The sequence below is a fragment of the Chryseobacterium lathyri genome (genome assembly GCF_030812195.1).
Taxonomy (GTDB): Bacteria; Bacteroidota; Bacteroidia; order Flavobacteriales; family Weeksellaceae; genus Chryseobacterium; species Chryseobacterium lathyri_A.
In genome coordinates, this window is sequence record NZ_JAUSSF010000001.1 from 1,971,284 (window position 1) to 1,990,059 (window position 18,776).

The 18,776-nt window shown below is 29.5% G+C and carries 20 protein-coding genes and 1 tRNA gene; 8 read left to right on the plus strand and 13 right to left on the minus strand.

Features of this window, described 5'->3' with window-relative positions; translation table 11 throughout:
* The 3 genes from tsaD to J2T03_RS08875 are packed head-to-tail and all read left to right on the plus strand — an operon-like array spanning nt 1 to nt 2,172.
* Nucleotides 1–1,017 carry a tRNA (adenosine(37)-N6)-threonylcarbamoyltransferase complex transferase subunit TsaD gene (gene tsaD / locus J2T03_RS08865; RefSeq protein WP_306843976.1) on the plus strand — a complete coding sequence of 339 codons (1,017 nt, stop codon included), beginning with the start codon at nt 1–3 and terminating at the stop codon, nt 1,015–1,017.
* Nucleotides 1,014–1,424, plus strand: coding sequence for a hypothetical protein (locus J2T03_RS08870; protein WP_306843975.1), 411 nt, complete (start codon nt 1,014–1,016; stop codon nt 1,422–1,424). Before tsaD ends, J2T03_RS08870 begins: the two co-directional genes overlap by 4 nt.
* Before the next feature lie 46 nt (nt 1,425–1,470).
* Nucleotides 1,471–2,172: an RsmE family RNA methyltransferase gene (locus tag J2T03_RS08875; protein ID WP_307210785.1), complete on the plus strand. Its 702-nt coding sequence runs from the start codon at nt 1,471–1,473 to the stop codon at nt 2,170–2,172.
* A 41-nt stretch (nt 2,173–2,213) separates the two neighbouring features.
* Here J2T03_RS08875 and J2T03_RS08880 read toward each other — a convergent pair whose 3' ends face one another.
* Nucleotides 2,214–2,885 (minus strand): TrmH family RNA methyltransferase, encoded by a 672-nt coding sequence (locus J2T03_RS08880; RefSeq protein ID WP_306843972.1) that lies wholly within the window; start codon nt 2,883–2,885, stop codon nt 2,214–2,216.
* Between the two features lie 81 nt (nt 2,886–2,966).
* Between J2T03_RS08880 and J2T03_RS08885 the strand changes: the two genes are divergently transcribed.
* From J2T03_RS08885 to J2T03_RS08905, 5 genes are all read left to right on the plus strand, one after another.
* Entirely contained in the window at nt 2,967–3,983 is a 1,017-nt protein-coding gene (locus J2T03_RS08885; protein ID WP_223558439.1) for an asparaginase, read from the plus strand.
* A gap of 55 nt (nt 3,984–4,038) precedes the next feature.
* A tRNA-Ser gene (locus J2T03_RS08890) sits at nt 4,039–4,125 on the plus strand.
* A 760-nt stretch (nt 4,126–4,885) separates the two neighbouring features.
* Entirely contained in the window at nt 4,886–5,650 is a 765-nt protein-coding gene (locus J2T03_RS08895) for a HEPN domain-containing protein (RefSeq protein ID WP_307210786.1), read from the plus strand.
* 60 nt (nt 5,651–5,710) lie between these two features.
* A complete protein-coding gene (locus J2T03_RS08900; RefSeq protein ID WP_307210787.1) occupies nt 5,711–6,055 on the plus strand; it encodes a hypothetical protein in 345 nt (114 codons plus the stop codon).
* Between the two features lie 172 nt (nt 6,056–6,227).
* On the plus strand, nt 6,228–7,415 hold the full coding sequence (locus tag J2T03_RS08905; protein ID WP_307210788.1) for a hypothetical protein: 1,188 nt from the start codon (nt 6,228–6,230) through the stop codon (nt 7,413–7,415).
* 386 nt (nt 7,416–7,801) lie between these two features.
* Here the strand turns inward: J2T03_RS08905 and J2T03_RS08910 are convergent, their stop codons facing one another.
* The 12 genes from J2T03_RS08910 to J2T03_RS08965 all read right to left on the minus strand — a co-directional run bounded on the left by J2T03_RS08910 (nt 7,802) and on the right by J2T03_RS08965 (nt 18,696).
* Nucleotides 7,802–8,155, minus strand: a complete 354-nt coding sequence (locus tag J2T03_RS08910) for a hypothetical protein (protein WP_307210789.1) — start codon at nt 8,153–8,155, stop codon at nt 7,802–7,804.
* Between the two features lie 5 nt (nt 8,156–8,160).
* Entirely contained in the window at nt 8,161–8,568 is a 408-nt protein-coding gene (locus J2T03_RS08915) for a hypothetical protein (protein WP_307210790.1), read from the minus strand.
* Between the two features lie 56 nt (nt 8,569–8,624).
* Nucleotides 8,625–9,686 carry a DUF2971 domain-containing protein gene (locus J2T03_RS08920; protein ID WP_307210791.1) on the minus strand — a complete coding sequence of 354 codons (1,062 nt, stop codon included), beginning with the start codon at nt 9,684–9,686 and terminating at the stop codon, nt 8,625–8,627.
* A gap of 41 nt (nt 9,687–9,727) precedes the next feature.
* Nucleotides 9,728–10,501 carry a hypothetical protein gene (locus J2T03_RS08925; protein ID WP_307210792.1) on the minus strand — a complete coding sequence of 258 codons (774 nt, stop codon included), beginning with the start codon at nt 10,499–10,501 and terminating at the stop codon, nt 9,728–9,730.
* 342 nt (nt 10,502–10,843) lie between these two features.
* Entirely contained in the window at nt 10,844–11,227 is a 384-nt protein-coding gene (locus J2T03_RS08930; protein ID WP_307210794.1) for a hypothetical protein, read from the minus strand.
* Nucleotides 11,228–11,328: 101 nt separating this feature from the next.
* Nucleotides 11,329–11,766 carry a hypothetical protein gene (locus J2T03_RS08935; protein ID WP_307210796.1) on the minus strand — a complete coding sequence of 146 codons (438 nt, stop codon included), beginning with the start codon at nt 11,764–11,766 and terminating at the stop codon, nt 11,329–11,331.
* Nucleotides 11,767–11,908: 142 nt separating this feature from the next.
* A complete protein-coding gene (locus J2T03_RS08940; protein ID WP_307210798.1) occupies nt 11,909–12,532 on the minus strand; it encodes a hypothetical protein in 624 nt (207 codons plus the stop codon).
* A 266-nt stretch (nt 12,533–12,798) separates the two neighbouring features.
* Nucleotides 12,799–13,464 (minus strand): hypothetical protein, encoded by a 666-nt coding sequence (locus J2T03_RS08945; RefSeq protein ID WP_307210799.1) that lies wholly within the window; start codon nt 13,462–13,464, stop codon nt 12,799–12,801.
* Nucleotides 13,465–13,471: 7 nt separating this feature from the next.
* Nucleotides 13,472–15,487 carry an ATP-binding protein gene (locus tag J2T03_RS08950; RefSeq protein ID WP_307210801.1) on the minus strand — a complete coding sequence of 672 codons (2,016 nt, stop codon included), beginning with the start codon at nt 15,485–15,487 and terminating at the stop codon, nt 13,472–13,474.
* Between the two features lie 330 nt (nt 15,488–15,817).
* Entirely contained in the window at nt 15,818–17,092 is a 1,275-nt protein-coding gene (locus J2T03_RS08955) for a hypothetical protein (protein ID WP_307210803.1), read from the minus strand.
* Nucleotides 17,093–17,368, minus strand: a complete 276-nt coding sequence (locus J2T03_RS08960; RefSeq protein ID WP_307210805.1) for a helix-turn-helix domain-containing protein — start codon at nt 17,366–17,368, stop codon at nt 17,093–17,095.
* Nucleotides 17,369–17,385: 17 nt separating this feature from the next.
* Nucleotides 17,386–18,696 carry a phage integrase SAM-like domain-containing protein gene (locus tag J2T03_RS08965; RefSeq protein WP_307210807.1) on the minus strand — a complete coding sequence of 437 codons (1,311 nt, stop codon included), beginning with the start codon at nt 18,694–18,696 and terminating at the stop codon, nt 17,386–17,388.
* Nucleotides 18,697–18,776 lie beyond the last annotated feature (80 nt).

Here is an 18,776-nt window from a genome sequence, read left to right on the forward strand (position 1 = left end):
ATGAGCGACTCTATAATTTTAGGTATTGAATCGTCCTGCGACGACACCTCAGCAGCTATCATCAAGGGAAACTGTATTCTGTCCAACATTGCTGCGAATCAGGCCATCCACAAAGAATATGGAGGTGTGGTTCCGGAACTGGCATCGCGAGCGCATCAGCAAAATATAATCCCCGTTGTTGAAAAATCTCTTACTAAAGCAAATATACAACAAAATGCTATTTCAGCTATAGGATTTACACGCGGTCCCGGACTTTTAGGATCACTTCTTGTAGGAACATCATTTGCTAAGTCTTTGGCAATGAGCTTAAATGTTCCATTAATTGAAGTAAATCATCTCCAGGCACACATTTTAGCCCATTTCATTGAGGATGCAAATCCTATGCCGCCTCAATTCCCTTTCCTGTGTCTTACGGTTAGCGGAGGTCATACGATGATTGTATTGGTGAAGGATTATTTTGATATGGAAATTATAGGTAAAACAATAGATGATGCTGCAGGAGAGGCTTTTGACAAGATTGGAAAGATTTTTGACCTTGATTATCCTGCCGGACCTATTATAGACCGACTCGCCAAAGAAGGAAATGCTGATGCTTTTACATTCAACAAGCCCAGAATGGAGAATTATGATTATTCATTCAGCGGAATTAAAACTTCAGTTCTTTATTTTATTCAGAAAGAGGTGAAAAAAAATCCGGATTTTATTAAAGAAAACCTGAATGATCTGTGTGCATCGGTTCAAAGAACAATTATTGAGATTTTGATGGCTAAACTTGAAAAAGCAGCCAAAGAATTAAATATAAAAGAAGTGGCCATCGCCGGTGGAGTTTCTGCCAATTCTGCTTTGAGAAAAGCAATGGAGGACAATCATGAAAAATTAGGCTGGAATATCTACATTCCAAAATTTGAATATACAACTGATAATGCTGCGATGATTGCCATGGTTGCTCAATTGAAGTTTGAAAGAGGTGAATTTACGGATCTGAGAACTTCCGCAACTGCAAAATATGATTTATGAAAATATTATTAGAAGAAAAAATACTGGGAACGCATTCTAAAAAAAATTCAAAATATTACTGGGTTTTAGAAACCGTTATAGGAAAAAATGAAGTGACAGAAAAATCTGAAGACGAAGATTATTTAATGATAAGTTCAGAAATTGGATATGTTCAAAATATAAAGGAAGAGATCATAGAGAAGATCAATTCAGAAAATGTATTTAGTTTTACTTACGAACCCAAAGAAGGAGATTACTTATCCATCAAAAATAATTTAAGAAAAAACGAATACTTGAATTTAATTTTTATGAATAATAAGTGGGTTGAAGAAATTTACGCATGTTCATACAGAGATTGTGAAGGTGATATTTATACCACGATAAAAACCGGTGTAGCATTTTTAAGCGATAATGAAATTACCTTTTAGTCATCACTTCTAAAATAAAATTCAGGCGCATTCTAAATATCAATATATGAAACTTTTTTTTGGCGAAATCAATAATGGAAAAGCAATAATTAATGACGAAGAACAGCAGCACATTGTGAAAGTCCTTCGTATGAAAAATGGTGAAGATATTCATGTCACTGACGGCAAAGGAATTGTTGCTTCCGGAAAGTTAATTATTGAAGGAAAGAAAGCCGGCCTGGAAGTTTCTGAAATTAAAACAGATATTCCGGATTTTAGTCCCCGACTTCATATTGCCATTGCTCCAACGAAAAATATCGACAGGATTGAGTTTTTTGTTGAAAAAGCTGTGGAAATGGGTATTTCAGAGATCAGTATTATTATCACAGAGAAAACTGAACGTAAAAATATTAATATTGATAAGATCAGAAAGCAGGCTGTAGCCGCCTCCAAGCAAAGTCTGAGGTTTCATTTCCCTGTCATCAATGATGCAGTGAAACTCACTGATTTCTTGAAAAACATTGATCCGCAACATACTTTTGTGGCACACTGTCATGAAAAGCTTGAAAGGATTGAGCTTAACCAAATTCCTGCTTTGGAACAGATCACTTTTTTAATTGGTCCTGAAGGAGATTTTTCTGAAAGGGAAATTCAATTTCTGTCCGGCAATAATGTAAAAGCAGTTTCACTTGGTAACCAAAGGCTGAGAACAGAAACGGCCGGTGTATTTGTAGCGGCCTGGAATTATTCCAAAATGATGAGAGGCTAGGGATCAGAAGCGTATATTCATCAATAAATCAACAGCTCAGCCTAAATTTTCAGATTATGATCTCTAAGATATTTTTCAAAAATCTGCTGGCCACTTCGCATTGAGTTTACAGCCCACCGGATCTTCATTTTCATCTGTTTTTCTTCATTGAGCTTATAATCAATATCTGATTTAATAAGCTTCTGCTTCAGTTCGTACATACAGATGCCTGCGGCTACGGAAACATTGTAGCTTCTTGTAAGACCAAACATTGGAATGGCTAATGTTTCGTCTGCAAAGTCTAAGACTTCTTCTGAAACGCCTTCCTTCTCAGTTCCGAATACCAGGGCGATAGGTTCCGTAATCTGATAATCAGGGAGCATCACTGCATTTTTCTCTAATGATACGGCAAGAATTTTATAACCTCTGTCTTTGATATCCTGTAATGAAGCTGTATTTTTAGGCATTTTCTCTACTTCTACCCAGGTTTCAGCACCTTTGGTTACGGTAAGATTGGGATCAAAAACATTCTCCTCCTCCATTGCTACTACCTTGTGGAAAGCGCAGGCTTCCACAGACCTTATAATAGCCGCTGCATTCCTGAACTGGTAGACATCATCCATCACAGGAAGAACAAAATCGGAACTTTCTTTGGAGAAATGTTCTATTTTTGAGAGTCTTTCCTCTGTTAAAAACTGCTTTAAGTATTCAAAAGTTTGCGCTAAATCTTCCATTCATTTTCAAATCTTTGCAAATTAACGTAATTTTGGGCTATGAACCTGAACGAGGCTCAATTTCTTAGAAAAAAGTAATTCATGAAACGAAAAGTCCTGCTCATCTATACCGGAGGAACCATCGGTATGGAAAAAGATTATGAAACCGGAAGCCTCCGCGCATTTGATTTTGGAAATATTTTCGAAAAAATGCCCGAGATGAAATTAATGGAATGCGAAGTGTTTGTCCATCCATTCGCAAAACCACTGGACTCTTCGGATATGGGACCTGAAGAATGGAAGGTTATTGCTAATTATATTCTCAAAAATTATGAACTGTATGACGGTTTTTTGATCCTTCATGGAACGGATACGATGTCTTATACAGCTTCTGCATTAAGTTTTATGTTGAAGGGCCTGAGAAAACCTGTAATTATGACAGGTTCACAGCTTCCAATCGGAGATTTGAGAACGGATGCGAAGGAAAATCTTCTGACAAGTCTTTATTATGCCAGCCTTTATGAAAATGATGAAGCGGTTATTCAGGAGGTTGCCGTTTATTTTGAATATAAATTATTAAGAGGAAACAGAACCTTAAAATATTCTGCCGAATATTTTGATGCTTATGCAAGTCCGAACTACCCGATATTGGGACAATCCGGCGTTCATTTAAATATCATCAAAGATAATCTTTACCGTTGTGATCCTGATATAGAATTTCATGTGGATGAACATATTTCTGAAGATATTCTGTTCTGGAGAATTTTTCCGGGCATGCATCTGAGCCACTTTAAAGAAATCCCTAAAATGAAGGTTTTAATTCTTCAGGTTTTCGGATCAGGAACCATTTTCAGCAGTGAAAAAACACAGGAAACGCTTGAGGAAATCAGAAACAACGGAACAGAAATCGTTGTGGTGAGCCAGTGTATCTCAGGAGGTATTTCGTTCGGAAAGTATGAAAACAGTAATATTTTTTCAAGGATCGGAGCCATCAGCGGAAAGGATATGACGGCAGAAAGTGCTATCAGTAAAGCGATGCACCTGATAGACAATCCGAACTATTCCGGAACCTTTGCAGATAACTTTACCAAGAGTCTTTGTGGAGAAATTACTGAGTAATTTTAAATAATAATTTGCAGATTCCAGAAATTAGCCTATTTTTGCAGTCTCAAATAGAGAGGTGTCCGAGTGGTTGAAGGAGCTACCCTGGAAAGGTAGTATACGGGTAACTGTATCGAGGGTTCGAATCCCTTCCTCTCTGCAAGCATTAATTGAAATCCGTTGAAAACCAACGGGTTTCTTTGTTTTCTATAGATTTATTCCCCACTGCAAAGTTATAACGTTTTATATTAATTTGCTTAAAAATGAGCTAAAAAGTTTTTAATTGATTAAAATACTATAATTATTTCTTTGCTTAACCACTCTCATAAATTAATAGCTATGCAGGCTCTTACAGAAATCAGTAAGACAGCTACGAAAATATTGTATCTTTTTCGGACTATAGAAAAGTTTTGGGAAATTATTTTCCAGAATGAAAATTTATGAATCCCTACCCCCTCTTAAAAAATCGACTTTCCTTTTGAGCAAAGAGGGGGTAGTTTTATACACAGACCTTACCGCTCCATTTTTTCTAAAAATTTTTAAAGTAGTTAGCTGCTGAATAATCTCAGACGGTCAACAAACGTACCCCAGTTTTTCCGCTTTAAAATAAATTCTGGCAATTCTATCACTTTTATAGAGATAAGGCTTAAAACAGAACACAGTACAGCGCTAAAAACGCCAATGCAAGTCTTGCTCAATCGACAATTTACCAAGCAAAATATAAAACCTAGCAAACAGTTTACCAGAAAAGGGTTAAGTTATTTACATGGTCTTAATTATTTGTGAATATGAATACTTTTCTATAAGACAATGAGATATAGAGAATATGTACCATTATCTCGCTCTGAGAGTAAAAATAATTTGAACATTTAATATTAACGTAATGCGTATATTTAGGCGTTAACAGAAATTGTAAAAAAATGATTGAAAAAAATCAGGATGAAATATTTGTTGAAAATGCTTTCAAAAATTTAATGGAAATCTATTTTAATCCAGAAATTGAAAGAAGAAAAAAAAATAAAACACTAGATGAAAGTTTTGAACTATATGCTGCACAAGCTTTAATATTTCCAGATGAAAGACAAAATATTATTAGACTTAATGGTGAAGTTAATGCTAAAGTGAAAATAAAAGAAGGAGTTGACAAATCTGTTAAAGATTTTTTTCCAAATTCTGAAGATGTTGAAGCAATTGATATTAATGAAGAAGAATATTTAGACTGTGGACACATCATAATAATTCGTTTTACAGATTGTTACCAATTAAAATTTGATTTTGTATATAATAAAAAGTCTTGTAAAAAATTACTTGATAATTCAATACAATTTCTAAAAACAGCTGATTATGCGTTAAATAATGATTTTCATAATGCATATATAGATAATGCTTTCAGCGCATTTGAGTTAATGGCCAAAGCTAATCTTTTGTTTGAAGCTAACGAAAATATCGGTATGAAATCAAATCATAAATCAATTAATCAAACGTTTAATTTAAGATATAAGAATTCTAGCCATGAAGATGAATTAGAATTAAGACGAGCTTTCAACAAATTATCAAATGAACGTAGAAATGCAAGATATTTAGATAATGAGGTAAACTTAAATAAAGAGGAGTTAATTTCTAGTTTAGAAAAAATAAATAAATTTTATTCGAACCTTATAAATAGAATAAATAAATTTGAATAAAACAGATGTAGAATATAAAATTATAAGAAATCATAAGTTTAATCAAGATAGAATATATTAATGGAAGAAATTTACAGAGGAATAATTAAATATAATGAAGGTTTAAATGATTATGGATATTTTAATTTATTTACGAATAATGAAGAAATTTATTTGAAAATATTGCATAAAGGAATTGGTTTATTTTCGAATGATTCGAATTTTAATAGTGTAAAATTTGAATTTAAATTGTCAAAACAAATTAAAGAAAATGAAAAACAAAATTTCATTATAAAATTTCCTAGTGAAAAACCAGAGCATTTTTATAAATTAGAAATTGAAAAAGATTTAGAAAGTATTTCAATTTTATTATTTATTTCAGGTTATCCTAATTATCCAATAAAATTTACTGGAGCTAAAATCTAATATAACTTCTGCTAACATTATCATGGCAAAATGTGGGGCTTTTATTTAATTTAGACAATCTGAAAAAGCATTAGCTTTGCTCAGTCTGAATTGAACTTTTAGTTAAATCCAGACCGTACTTCACCAATACTTTTTATGGTACAGGCAATTACTTCCAACACCCTTTTAAAAAATGGAAAAATTTCAACTTGATAATCAGTCTTTAACTGTCAATGCTTTTTATAATGAAATGGAAATTTCCCAAAATGGAAATTTTATTCAAAAAATTAGAGGAATTTCTATTGAACCTATTCAGGTAAGAATAGAGCCTCTTAAAATTAAATTAAATTTAACAACTAAAGGACAAAATAGAATTTCTGTAGAAAAGGATTTATTTAATGGAGTATATTATACAAATGTATTAGACTATTCTTTAGGTGAAATTTCATATTTTGCAAACTTCATAACTGAAATTTGGGCAGAAAAAGTGTGGAATTTATTAATTGAGCATAAGGAAAATCAATTAATAATTACGTTGCAAGATGAAACGATAAAGAAACTTTTAATACAAGAAAACCCATTAATATTTAAAAGTAATGAAGATATTGATGAATTTTGTAAGAAGTATAATCTTAGAATTGAAAATTTTGTTTATGCCGGAAAATTTGAAAATTTAGAAATTGAATTAGAAGGAATTTCAGCAAGATTATCATCAGAAATCATTTTTTTTAGAAAAAAGATTTTTACCGAGCTTTTAATACAAAAACTAAATTCTAGAATATATAAATACGAGGATGTAAATAATTATTCCCTACCATTAAAGAAAAAAGAAATTTTTCTGAATTGGAAACAAAAGCAAATTGATGAAATAGGAATTGTTCAAAAATTTATACAATCTCCTTTCACATTTGATAACTTAGAACAATTTTCTTCTTTTCAGTCTTTGAATGATTTTTCAGCCAAAAATTATTCTCAACAGGATTTAGTTTCTGAAACACTTTATTGGTTAAATAATTTTTCAAAAGCTAAAAAAAGATTTGAAATTGCATTAAATCATTATAGCAAAAATGAAGATTTAAGAGATGGTGTTGATAATTTAAGATTAACATTAGAGTTATTGCTAAAAGAGGTGTTTTGTAATAATAAAAGTCTTGAAAACCAATTATCCGAAATTGGTAAATATCAAAAAGATTTGGGAATAAGTAAAGAAATAAGAAATACGTTTCAGAAAACAATTGAATATTATAATACATATCAAAATGAACATGTTAAACATGACGATAGTATTTCTAATAAGCATGAAGCAGAATTCATTTTTGGTTTAACTATGTTGTTTATCAGAATGCTAATAAAACCAAATCCAAAATTTAGTTCATTGTGACTGACTATGATATTGTATTGGCAAAATGCAAAGCGAAACAACTTCATACGTTCTCCTAACATTTCCAGACTCCAGCCCCTCAAATTATTTTTTGACACCGATATACCAGAAAAAAAAGATAAGGGCTAGAATCTTTGAACGCTAGGGTAAAAAAGCTTTTATTGTCGTGTAGAAGACCGTATAAAATATTCTTTAGATACAAATCTTATTTTAAAATTAATTTTGAATACCTCATTTTGATTGATATTGATTCTAAAAAGTCATATTGATCCATTAAATGTCATTTTACCAAGTAAAACGAAAATCACACTAAACAGCCTATCAGTAATGTTTAAAGATATTTATAAAGTATTTATTACGCATAAGTCTCGGAGAGCTGGTAGAAATTATTCTCTCAACTCCAAAACTTTTTCTATTGATTTGTTAACAATATCCATCAACTGAGAAGTTGTACCTACAAAATTTATTTTCCCTTCTAAGTCTAAGAAAAATTCTTTTTCAGAAGAAAATGGTTTTGTCTTTGATAATTTAATTAATGCTTTAGAAGTGTAATTCTTAACCTTATCAAATTGTTTATCAAAACTCCCTAAATGCTTTGCAAAAGAATCTCCGTTTTCCATAGTCATTGCATTTTGCATAAAACTTAAATCTGCACCGTTCTTTGCTCCTCTTGAACACTTGAAAGCTATACGAACTAAATTCTCATATCTCGATGCTTGTGTGTAAAATTCTGTACTCATATTCATTATTTTAATAAGGATGTTAATGATACTGTCAATAATGCTCCAACTGCCGCTCCAATTAGCGTAGCAAGTAGGACATTGCTACTCAATTTATTCCACATTCTCATGTAATAATCTGGATTAAGTTTTTTCTTTTCTTCTTCTACCCATTTATAAGCACCTTTGAGTTTTGCAGAAGCAAAATTATCTCCTTCGCTATACTCAAAAGATTCTACATCATCTTTATTTTTAATCACCTTTCTTGTCAGAACTTTATACTGAACTAATTGGTTAGCCATTAAATCCTCAAAATTTGGATTATTTTGTATTTTAAGAATATATCTTCCCTCTCGACTTACGGTTTGCATTATTACATCCATAATTCTTCTTTCATCATCAATTCCCATTATACGAAAAGTTATTGTTGCCATATCATCAATTATTTTATAATATATACATTCAATCTTTTATGGTTATTGGTTTTAAATTAATCTTGTAGCACTATTTGTTTTAAGTCAATTAATTTAAAAACATTTTCAGATACTTTTTCTAAATTAATTTTGCCAAGACTTCTTACTAGAGTATTTCCATTTTCATATTCACCAGACATATATAGATTGTCATTGAAATTTTCAGCAAGGTGATTAACTAATTCAATAAATAATTCATCATTTTCTTTATTTTTTTCATCATCTCTTCTATAAAGTGTAAATATATTACCCTCATTAACGAATTCACAATTTTTGCCATTAAAAAAGTGTTTTCCTAAACTTATTGAATGTATTGAATCTAGTGAATAATGAAAAAAACGATTGTCAGAACCTTCATAATCATTTGTATCAGGATACAAATTACTGAAGGGGATACCCATATCATTTTTATAGATAGATAATCTCCATTCGTTTTCATACTCCCATTCATTTCTTTTTATGGTTGTAGCATATAAAAACGAAACATCAGGTGTTGAAAAATCCTTTGAAAATACATCAATAAATTCTATGTTTTCAACATATTGCACTGGGCGAAAACAATAGTTGTTAACATCTTTATTGATTTTAATACTATCTAACAATTTTTTTGTATCAAATTCAATCACAAAACCTGTTTCATTTGTATAGTGAGACCACATTAAAATATTGAACGGTATTGTGGTTAATGATATTATGCCAAAATTTCTTGAGAATGTTGTATATATAGCATTTCTTATATCATAAAATTTTCGCTTTTTATCTTCTTCATATAAACTTCCAAAATCGTGTTTTAAAAACTCTTCACGGTTTATTATTCTTTCATAAAAACTAATATATCTTTCTTTAGAAATATTTCTAAAATCCAAAATCAATTCAGAACTATCAATTGAATCATTAAACAAAAATGGATGAGTAGCATAAAGTTTTAAATCTTTTAATGCAGTTATCGAATTTTTTGTTATTGAATAATATTTGTAAATTTCTTCAGGAGTATCTCTTTTGGGATTAACTTCTACAATGTGATTATTATTTTTGTCTAAAATATAAGTGAAATCCTTGTAAGTGTATTTTTGTTCCATGTATTAATTAGAGTTTAAATGGTTGGTGAAAATTAATTATTTTATATTATTAACTCGATAGCTTTTTGTAAAATTTGTTCATTGATATCTAAAAAGTGAAAAAGTCCCTTACCACTTAATTCAACCATATTTTTATAACAGTCGATTGTTAATAAAGATTTTTCAAGATTTAAATTTCCACTATCATATTTATCTTTAGATAATTTGGATTTTCTAAATAAATATCCTACAAAATCAGGAAGGAATAAGAGACTTACTTTTGATTTTTCACAAAAGGTCATTTGTTTTAAAATAAAATTTTCATTGGGAAAAATAAACTCATCAGTATCATTAACTCCGTAAACATTCCTGTCAAAATACATAATAATGTCTTTTGTTAATAAACTACTGTTGATATCTCTTAAATATGTATTCAAAATAATTAAATAATAAAATAATGCTTGAAATTCAGAATTATTAAAGTTTAATATTTCATTATTAAACTTATTTAATATTTGAGTCTTATTAAAAAACAAATCTTTTTGATACTTATAACAAAAACAGTGTAATTTGTTTTTGATTATTAATGAAACTAAATCAGTCATTAATTTTTCTCTTGGTTTAGGCTCCTTAAATAGCTTATTTGAATGTAGTGTAGATGATTGTATTCTATGCTTTGAAATTATTGCCTTTAATTGTGCATCTATTTTTGCGACATCGTTTTTATTTACTGCAATTCCTAAATAATAAATTGCATTTTCTATATCGCCATTTTTAATACTAAATTTAGTCTCATCACAAAAAAATAGAGTATTTATATTGTCATTTTTAGACATGAGTAAATATTTATGAAAATTATTCAATAATTAAGCTTTAGATATACCTGATAAAACTATTTTACAGATTTATTCTTTGCGTGTACTTGATGGAAATTTTATGGTTATGCTATTTTCTTACAAATTAAGAAAAAATATATCCTCACTATATGGGAAACCGTAATTGTTTTGACAAAATATATTTGAAAGAACAACAAATAATGTATTATTTTAAATTAATAGATTTAAGAATACATTCTCCTAACATATCACGATTTTAGCCCCTCAAATTTATTTTTGACACTGATATACCAAAAGCAATAGAAACGGGCTAAAATCTTGATACGCCTATGTAAATATCAACTAATTCTTTCCACCAATCCAAGTCCCATCCATACTTGTTGAAGTATTTATCCATGTCCCATTTGCATTATTCCCACTCATTTGTCCCGTGAATGTCGCCCCCGAACTGGCATTCCCAGCAATTGCAGAGAAATTTCCAGATTCCGAAACATTACCGTTTACGTCAAAGTCCTCATTAAATACGGCTGATGTTGTTGTACCTGTAACCTTACCTGTTGAACTTACATCAATCTTAAATGTCCCGTGGTCTTTTGCTCCGGAATAGCTTCCAGACCATTTACCCTGAAAAGGGAATGCTTGATTATTGTTATCATCATTGCTTGAACACGATAAAATGAAGGCACTGAAAATGATTGTTAATGTTACAAAAATTAGTTTTCTCATAATGTTAAAGTTTTTATTTGTTAATAATTAAATTTTAATTGATAAAAGTATTCTGTATTTATGATGGTTTCTTACGGATAACCGTAAATAATAAGAGTTGGTTAATATTGACCTTTTTCTTGTTCTTTGTTTTTGCTCAACTGCTTTTTGGTATATGTAAATACATTGATGAGTAAAAGCACATCAATAATTATTATTACTAATCTTACAAACCAATCTTTTAAAATCAATGATCCTAAATCCAGATTCAAAGATTCCTTGTAAAAGAATGGGAGGTAGAAAAGAATAAAAATGAATGTTCCTGATAAACCTACTACAGCTACTAAAACAGGTATAACAGTAAACACATAACTAATTTTATATTTTTGAGAAATTTGAAATAATCCTAAACAAGCTATAACCAACCCAAATATCAACTCTACATCACTATCATGATTATAACCATGTATGATTAAAGTAATACCGCCTAAAACAAAGCCAACGAAGAATATTAGGAATATAAATAAACGTGCAAAAATGTACTTCGTGTTGATTTTCATGATGGTAGTTTATTAAAGTTATTAGAAAGGGATAATAAATAGGCTTAATCTTAGCATATACATACCCTTGATTTTTCGATTATCTTTTTAAATTGATGTACTAACTATAGAATTCCATAACAAGAGGGAAATTATGGGGATGTTAGTCATTATTTGAAGAATAAATGCTAGAGATAAGATTATTATTCATATCAATAACAATTGTTACTGTTGAATGCAAATCTTTCCAAATGTATTTTGTTATCTTTCCTGTTATAATTGTCTCATAATTTGGACCATAAACTTTCTTAGCTAGATCTAGCAATTTTGAAACCTCAAGCATATCCCCAACTGTTTCAAAAGAATTTCTCATTTCTTTATCAAGTTGAATTTTTTGTAGCTTACCTTTTGAATTGAATTTTACAAAGCCATTTTCAAGATTATAAACAACGTATTTTTGAAACTCAATTTTCGATCTATCTAAATCTGATTTACACCTACTCATTATTCTTTCAAGTTTGCCTGTTTGAAATGTAAAATCATATGCTGTTAAAATCAATTCAGCAGGTTCAACACCTCCTTTTTTATGCCAAGATTCTCGATTTTTTGTTTCATCTTCATAATGAAATCCAAACCATAAGTAATTGTCATCATTAGAGATGTCGTCTTGATCACCAGATTGCTTGTAATTTATTCCCATGTACCATTTATCTGGTCTTTCATAGGTTTGAGAAAATGTGGAATTATAAAAGAAAACAAGTAAGCCGAATAAATAGTATTTTTTCATAAGTGATTTAATCCATCAGCCCACAAGATGAAAATTAATTATTAAAAAAGCGTGTGGGTTCAAACCTTGTTGTAAGAGGCTCGGCAAAGCCCACAGCAAACAAGTACTAACACACGCCCGTAGGACGAGTGCATCAGACTTGTTATTCTTGCTGTTTAAAATTTTGCCGATTTCTTACAGAACAACAGAGTTTAACGCTCCTTATATTTTTAAATGTTGTTTATTTTATTTTCTTACTTTTATTTTATACAAATTTATTATTTTATTTAAACTTTTAAAATCTTTCTTCCCTCCGTAATAAATTTTTGATATACTTCTGTGAAAATATCTTCTTGTTTTCTAATTTCACTCTTAGCTTTATTAAATCTTTCACTCTGTCCATATTCCCATTCAGAAGGAATGGAAACCCAGCCGTGAAGATTAGCACCAAACACATAATTGGAAAGAGTACTATCTAGATTACTTAATTCATCAAGAATCTTACATTTCAATGCATCCAATTGAGGATTAAGAAATTCAAAATTAGGCTTTTTACTCTCTTCTAACAAATCAATCATTGTTTCTATCCTTTCCATTTTGACTGGATGACTTGAAAAACCGTTTCCTTTTATTTCTAATATTAATTCAAGAATTCCCTCTCCATTTGAAATTTGATTAAACAATTTTCTATCTAACTCCAAAGTTTCATTGTCATATTTAAATTGTCGCTTAGTAAAGTATAGAACTAAACAAACAGACAAACAAATAACAATAAAAATCCATAGTTCTACTTTAAAATACAAAACCTGAGACAAAGATTCTAAGATTGTTTCATTCTTATCTTTAGCAACTAAAGCATTATATATAAAAGTCACTACAGCAAGGATTATAACAGAGATTATTTTACTCCAAACAGAATCTTTCCATATCTTTTGAAACAGTTGGACATTCATAAAATTATTATTCTTTTAAATTTATTATTTCTGAAGTGATCTCATTTGATTCAATCTGAATTCCCTTAGATTTTAGTATATCTTGTATAGACGTTTTGTCAAAAGTTAATTTATCGAGCAAATACTGATGTTTTATTTCAAATGTTAAAAATAAATCATCCCAAGTCATAGCGAAAATTTCATATCTTCCTGCTTGTTGGACAAGAAAACGTTTACCTTTATCTTTAAATGCTTCATATTGCTTTAAAATATAATCATCGACTTTATTACTGACCAAATAAAATTTCCAAATTCTTTTTTGACTGTTAAAGCCATCTTGTTTCAAAATGAAATCTAAATAATCATCAACTTGCCTAAATTCTTTTTTCGACAAAGTAACAGTCGGTCGTTTCAATTCCACAAGAATATTTTCTTCTAGCATAGAACTATCTTCCATAACATCAGGAATATTTCTTTTCCTGCAAGCAAAAATATCAGGTCTTCTTTTCCAATCATAATCTTTAATTTCTTTCTTATCTTCTATTCCATCGATTAAATAAAGATAATTATTCAACATTACTTGAAAATTCTGATCAGATGAAACTAAATGATATTGCTCTCCAAAAAGCCAATAATTTTCTTCAATAATTTTTTGAATATGTTCTCTTTCAGTCGTAAACTTTTTTAAAGTATAAACCAATATTTTAAGTAACTCAACTGTTTTAAACCTATTCTCCAACAACTTTATTGTTTTAGTTATTTTTGACAATGAAGTTCTTTTGAGAACATCTGTTAGTTCTTCTCTTTCTTCTGTTGTGAGATGAGTTATACTTTCTATGATTCCCAGTATATTTTCTCTTTCATCAGTATCTAATAATAAGTTCAGAAATCCAACAAATGTTCTTTCCTGTTCTTCTTTTAAACCCTTGAAAATTTTAGGCTGTACAGTATAAAGTTCTTTTATTACATTCACCAAATCCTTCTTTCTATCTTGATCATATTTATTATTAGAGAATTTTGGAAAAACTTGGTGCTTTTCAAATTTCAATATTAGTTCATCGGCACCGATACCTTTTACATACTCTTTCTGTTTAGAATTTAAATATCCATTTAAACGAGTAATAAGAGTTTTAAAAACTGGGTGATTTTGGTTTTTAAAAAATAAACTATCCTCTATTTCAGATATATTATTTTCTGCCTCAAAATTGTTAAAAAATGATGATTCAATATATACACTATGGTGAAAATCAATTGCATTATTATTGAAAGATGTTAGTCTTTTAGCACATTCTCTTTTTCCATCATTTAAAAAATAGTAATAATATTTATCTCCTATTCTATTTTCCCATCTTATGTAAGTAATAAAAAAACTGTGGTCATCACTATTTCCATCCTTTATCAAAATTTCTTTCTTCTCATTATCAGCAATTAAATGTTCATAATTGACACTAATTCCATTTATTTTTAAGTCATATCCTAAATCTCTGTTCAGAAATAAAAACCAACCAAATTCATCTGCTAAAAAATTAGAAAATTTATCATCATAAAAATGTGAAGCATCTAACTCATAAATGCCACTTAGAATGACATTAGTTCCTGTATGAGTTCTTTTTGATTTGACATGATTTATATCTTCAAATACATCCTTATTTTCCTTTCTTATGACAATATCATATTCTAAAATCACCTCATCTTTTAAATAAGCGGTATTCCATACTGCCTTATTTGCAAATGTTGAAAATGAGTATCTACCTTTCCCTTTTTTCCCTTTTATATATGATGACCTCTGAAAAGATTGTCTTTTTAATGAATCAAGGAAAAAACCAAATGTCTTATCAAGGTTTCTAAATTCAATTCCATATCCATTATCAGAAATTACAATTTCTTCAATACTATTAATATCATTATAATTAAAATTAACCTCAACTGTAGTTGCATTCGCATCAAATCCATTCCAAATATATTCCGCAATAGATTCTTTATAATCTTTTGGTATACCGGCTGATTCAATACTACTATTATTTATGGTTGCTTTATTCTTCATGGCTGATAAGATTGTTGGTAAAGATAAAGAATGAATAGATAAATTAAAAACTCTTTTATTAAACTAAAATACGATGCGGATAATTTTCCGCTTTTTTTAAATAGACATAAGATAGATTTATAAATAATTCAATAAATTTTAAGCTGATATTATACTAGTAATAAAATTACCATTCTTCAATCTCTGTTTTAGGAAAACAACCTAAATACTGACTAAAACATTCATTAAATACTTGTTGTAAATCATCCACATAATCAGAAGTAGTAATTAAACAATCATGCAGAGTAAACACAGGAGCATTTCTATAGTTTTTTTTATTAAAAGTTCGAGCTACAACATCCAAAACAAAACAGGCTTCAATCTGAAAAAGAAGATATGAGAGTTTTTCGTGCCCAACCTCATCTTTGAACTATTAATACTGTCTAACAATTCAGGAAACTTCATTTTAAAAACCTCTTGTTCTTTCAAATACTGGGTCGGTTTAGCAAAAAGCATTGCCAATAATTGTTTTTTACTAATTTTTCTTTTTTGTTTGTCAATTCCTAAATAGCTATCTTCATTATCTTCTTCATAAAGATCTCTCATCTCTTCAAAAGTAAAGTACTCATCAAATAAAAAAACAAACTCGTCATAAAATGTACCATTCCTGCCTAGTTGTTGTATCAGCTGAACCTCCCTCTCTGAAAGGCTTTCAAAAGATTTATAAAACATTAGTAGGAGGAAAGAACTCTCTCCATTTAATATATTATTATATATATCTTTATTAAATAATTCTTCAATAGAATCTTTATCAAGAATATTATCTAACAATATCCCCATAAAGAAGATTACAGAATTAGATACATCCATTTCGGATAACTTCTTATCATTATAGGATACAAACCTTCTATAAGCTTTAGGTAATTGGGTAAGGTTGGTATAGATTCTTCCTAATGAATTCTTTTTAAAAGTCAGTCTATAAATACCATTATAAAGATTGGTGATTTGGGTCATCTCTTTTACGTATTTATCATACTGCTTATGACCTTCATGTCTCAACTCACATAATTCAACTGCTTTTGGTAAATCAATTTGTAACTTGTTTTGATCAAAATATTTTTGAAAGAATTTATAATGACCTCGTTTTAACTCGCTGTCACACTTTGATTCATTCCCTTTGATTGCTTTAATGATTTGCTGATCCTGAATGAATTCTATTTTCAACTTGCTTTTCCTATAATATGCCCCAATCCTATATTCAAAAGAATTCTTTTCTGGAATATACAGGATTCTCTCAAATACACTCACCAACTTTGTTCTCGTTCGGCTTCTATTGACCATAACGTTATCCTGACAAAGGTATTCACACAATTGTTTGTGTTTTTGGTATTGGCTCCCTTTTTTTAGTGATTCAATCTTAACATATCTTTCAGAACTCCCATAGTAAGGCTTTTTCTCAAAATATGATTCTATCTGAAATTCATGATTCTCAATCATTCGCCCCTGCTTAATCACTATCATATTAATCAAATATCGTAAGTAATCCTCTTCAAAAAGAGAAGGATTGACATTTATTATACCTTCAATGTCAATCCTTTCTGGTATTAAAACTGCAAACGGTTTCATTTAATTAATAGCCCGCATGGCATCGTGGATATCTTTAAGTTTATAATAAACTCTGTTACCTATTCCATAAGCTTTGATGTCACCTTGTTTAGTATGCCGGTATAGTGTACTAGGGCTCATACCAAGATAATCTGCTGCCTGCTTTCTGGTTAAAGTTTTATCTTGATCAATTAGCTTGGAGTTGAACCAATTTGCGAATTTATAAGCTTCTTCGCTTATTACTTCTCTAAATATTTCTTTAATATTATTATGGTTTGTAATTATTATATCGTTCATTGTAATCAATTTTAATTTTATAAGTATTCTGCTAAGGTTAAAGACTGCTGTTCATCGATCTTTCCTATATATCTCATGAGCATACTTGGACTTGAATGTCCTGTTGCTACCATTAAAAGAGGTGTCGGAATTCTTCCAAAGTTATTAGACGCAAATGTTCTTCTTCCTATATGAGAACTTACCAACATATATTTGGGGAAATTTCCTTTTATTTTTCTTCTATTGTTTTTCTTTCTATTCTTAATATATTCTGTTTCGTCCTTTACTGCCAAAGTTCCATCTACCAGTTCATCTATTCCGACTTGCTCACATACCTTTTTTATATGTTCATTATATCTTGGCTCTGACATTTTCCTAGGAAAGCACCAATTCCTCTTATGAAGAATTTCTACTATTTTTTCGTGCAGAGGGAGCAAAAGTTGTTTATTAGTTTTCTCCTGAGTAAATTCAATAAAGTATTTTTCTTTCTCTTTTACTTCTCTTATATGAATCATTGAAGTATTGAATCTCATAAAGTCTGAAATTCTTTGTCCACTATAACAGGAAATTAATAACCAGTCTTTAGCAGTCTCAAAATGCTCCTCTTGAAAAGTTGTTCGTTCTATTCTTTCTAATTCTTGTTGAGAAAGAAATACAAACATTGTTTTTTCCGTCTTGCATTTAATTCTGTTCAGGCCTGAATAAATTTGACATCCATTTTGTTGAGCGTGATAAAGTATTGTTTTAATAAATTTAAAATTTCTCTCAAAATAGTTAACTGAATATTTTTCCACTCCTCTACAGTAGTTTTCAAAGTCATTTTTGAAGTCATTATTAATGTCAATTAAAAATAATTTCTTTAATTTTCTATTGATTATATATCTTTCAATAATTGCTTTGATGCTGTTTACTTTTGTTCCATATTCTTTACTGACTGTAGTTCCTTTTGACTTCAAGAAAATATTACAATAATCCGTAAATAAAATATTTTCGGATACTGGTTCATCAATCTTTGGATAAATTAAATCTTTAAGCCATCCCGAATTAATGAATTTATCAGTTGATCTATAAGAGTCTTCTATCTTCTTCTTTAGTTCAATCAAACGATAATTCACAATTTTATTTTCATGAATTTTCTGTTTCGTTTCTGCATCTCTTTTAAGAATAGTTTTACCATTCCTGTATTCATCATATTGCTCTAATAAGCATTCATTGATAATATCCCAATCACTTAAATCAACAATTTCCTTTGTTGCTATTGTTAAATCAATTGCTCTTCCTGCTCTTACTCTTACATAAATTGTATTCTTATCCTCTTTAGGATTTTTTAAAATGAATTTTACTTTCATACGTTATTTATTAAATTATACATCTCCGTTTTTTGTTCAATAAAACAGGTGACATTATTCAATTTGTATGAAATTCTACA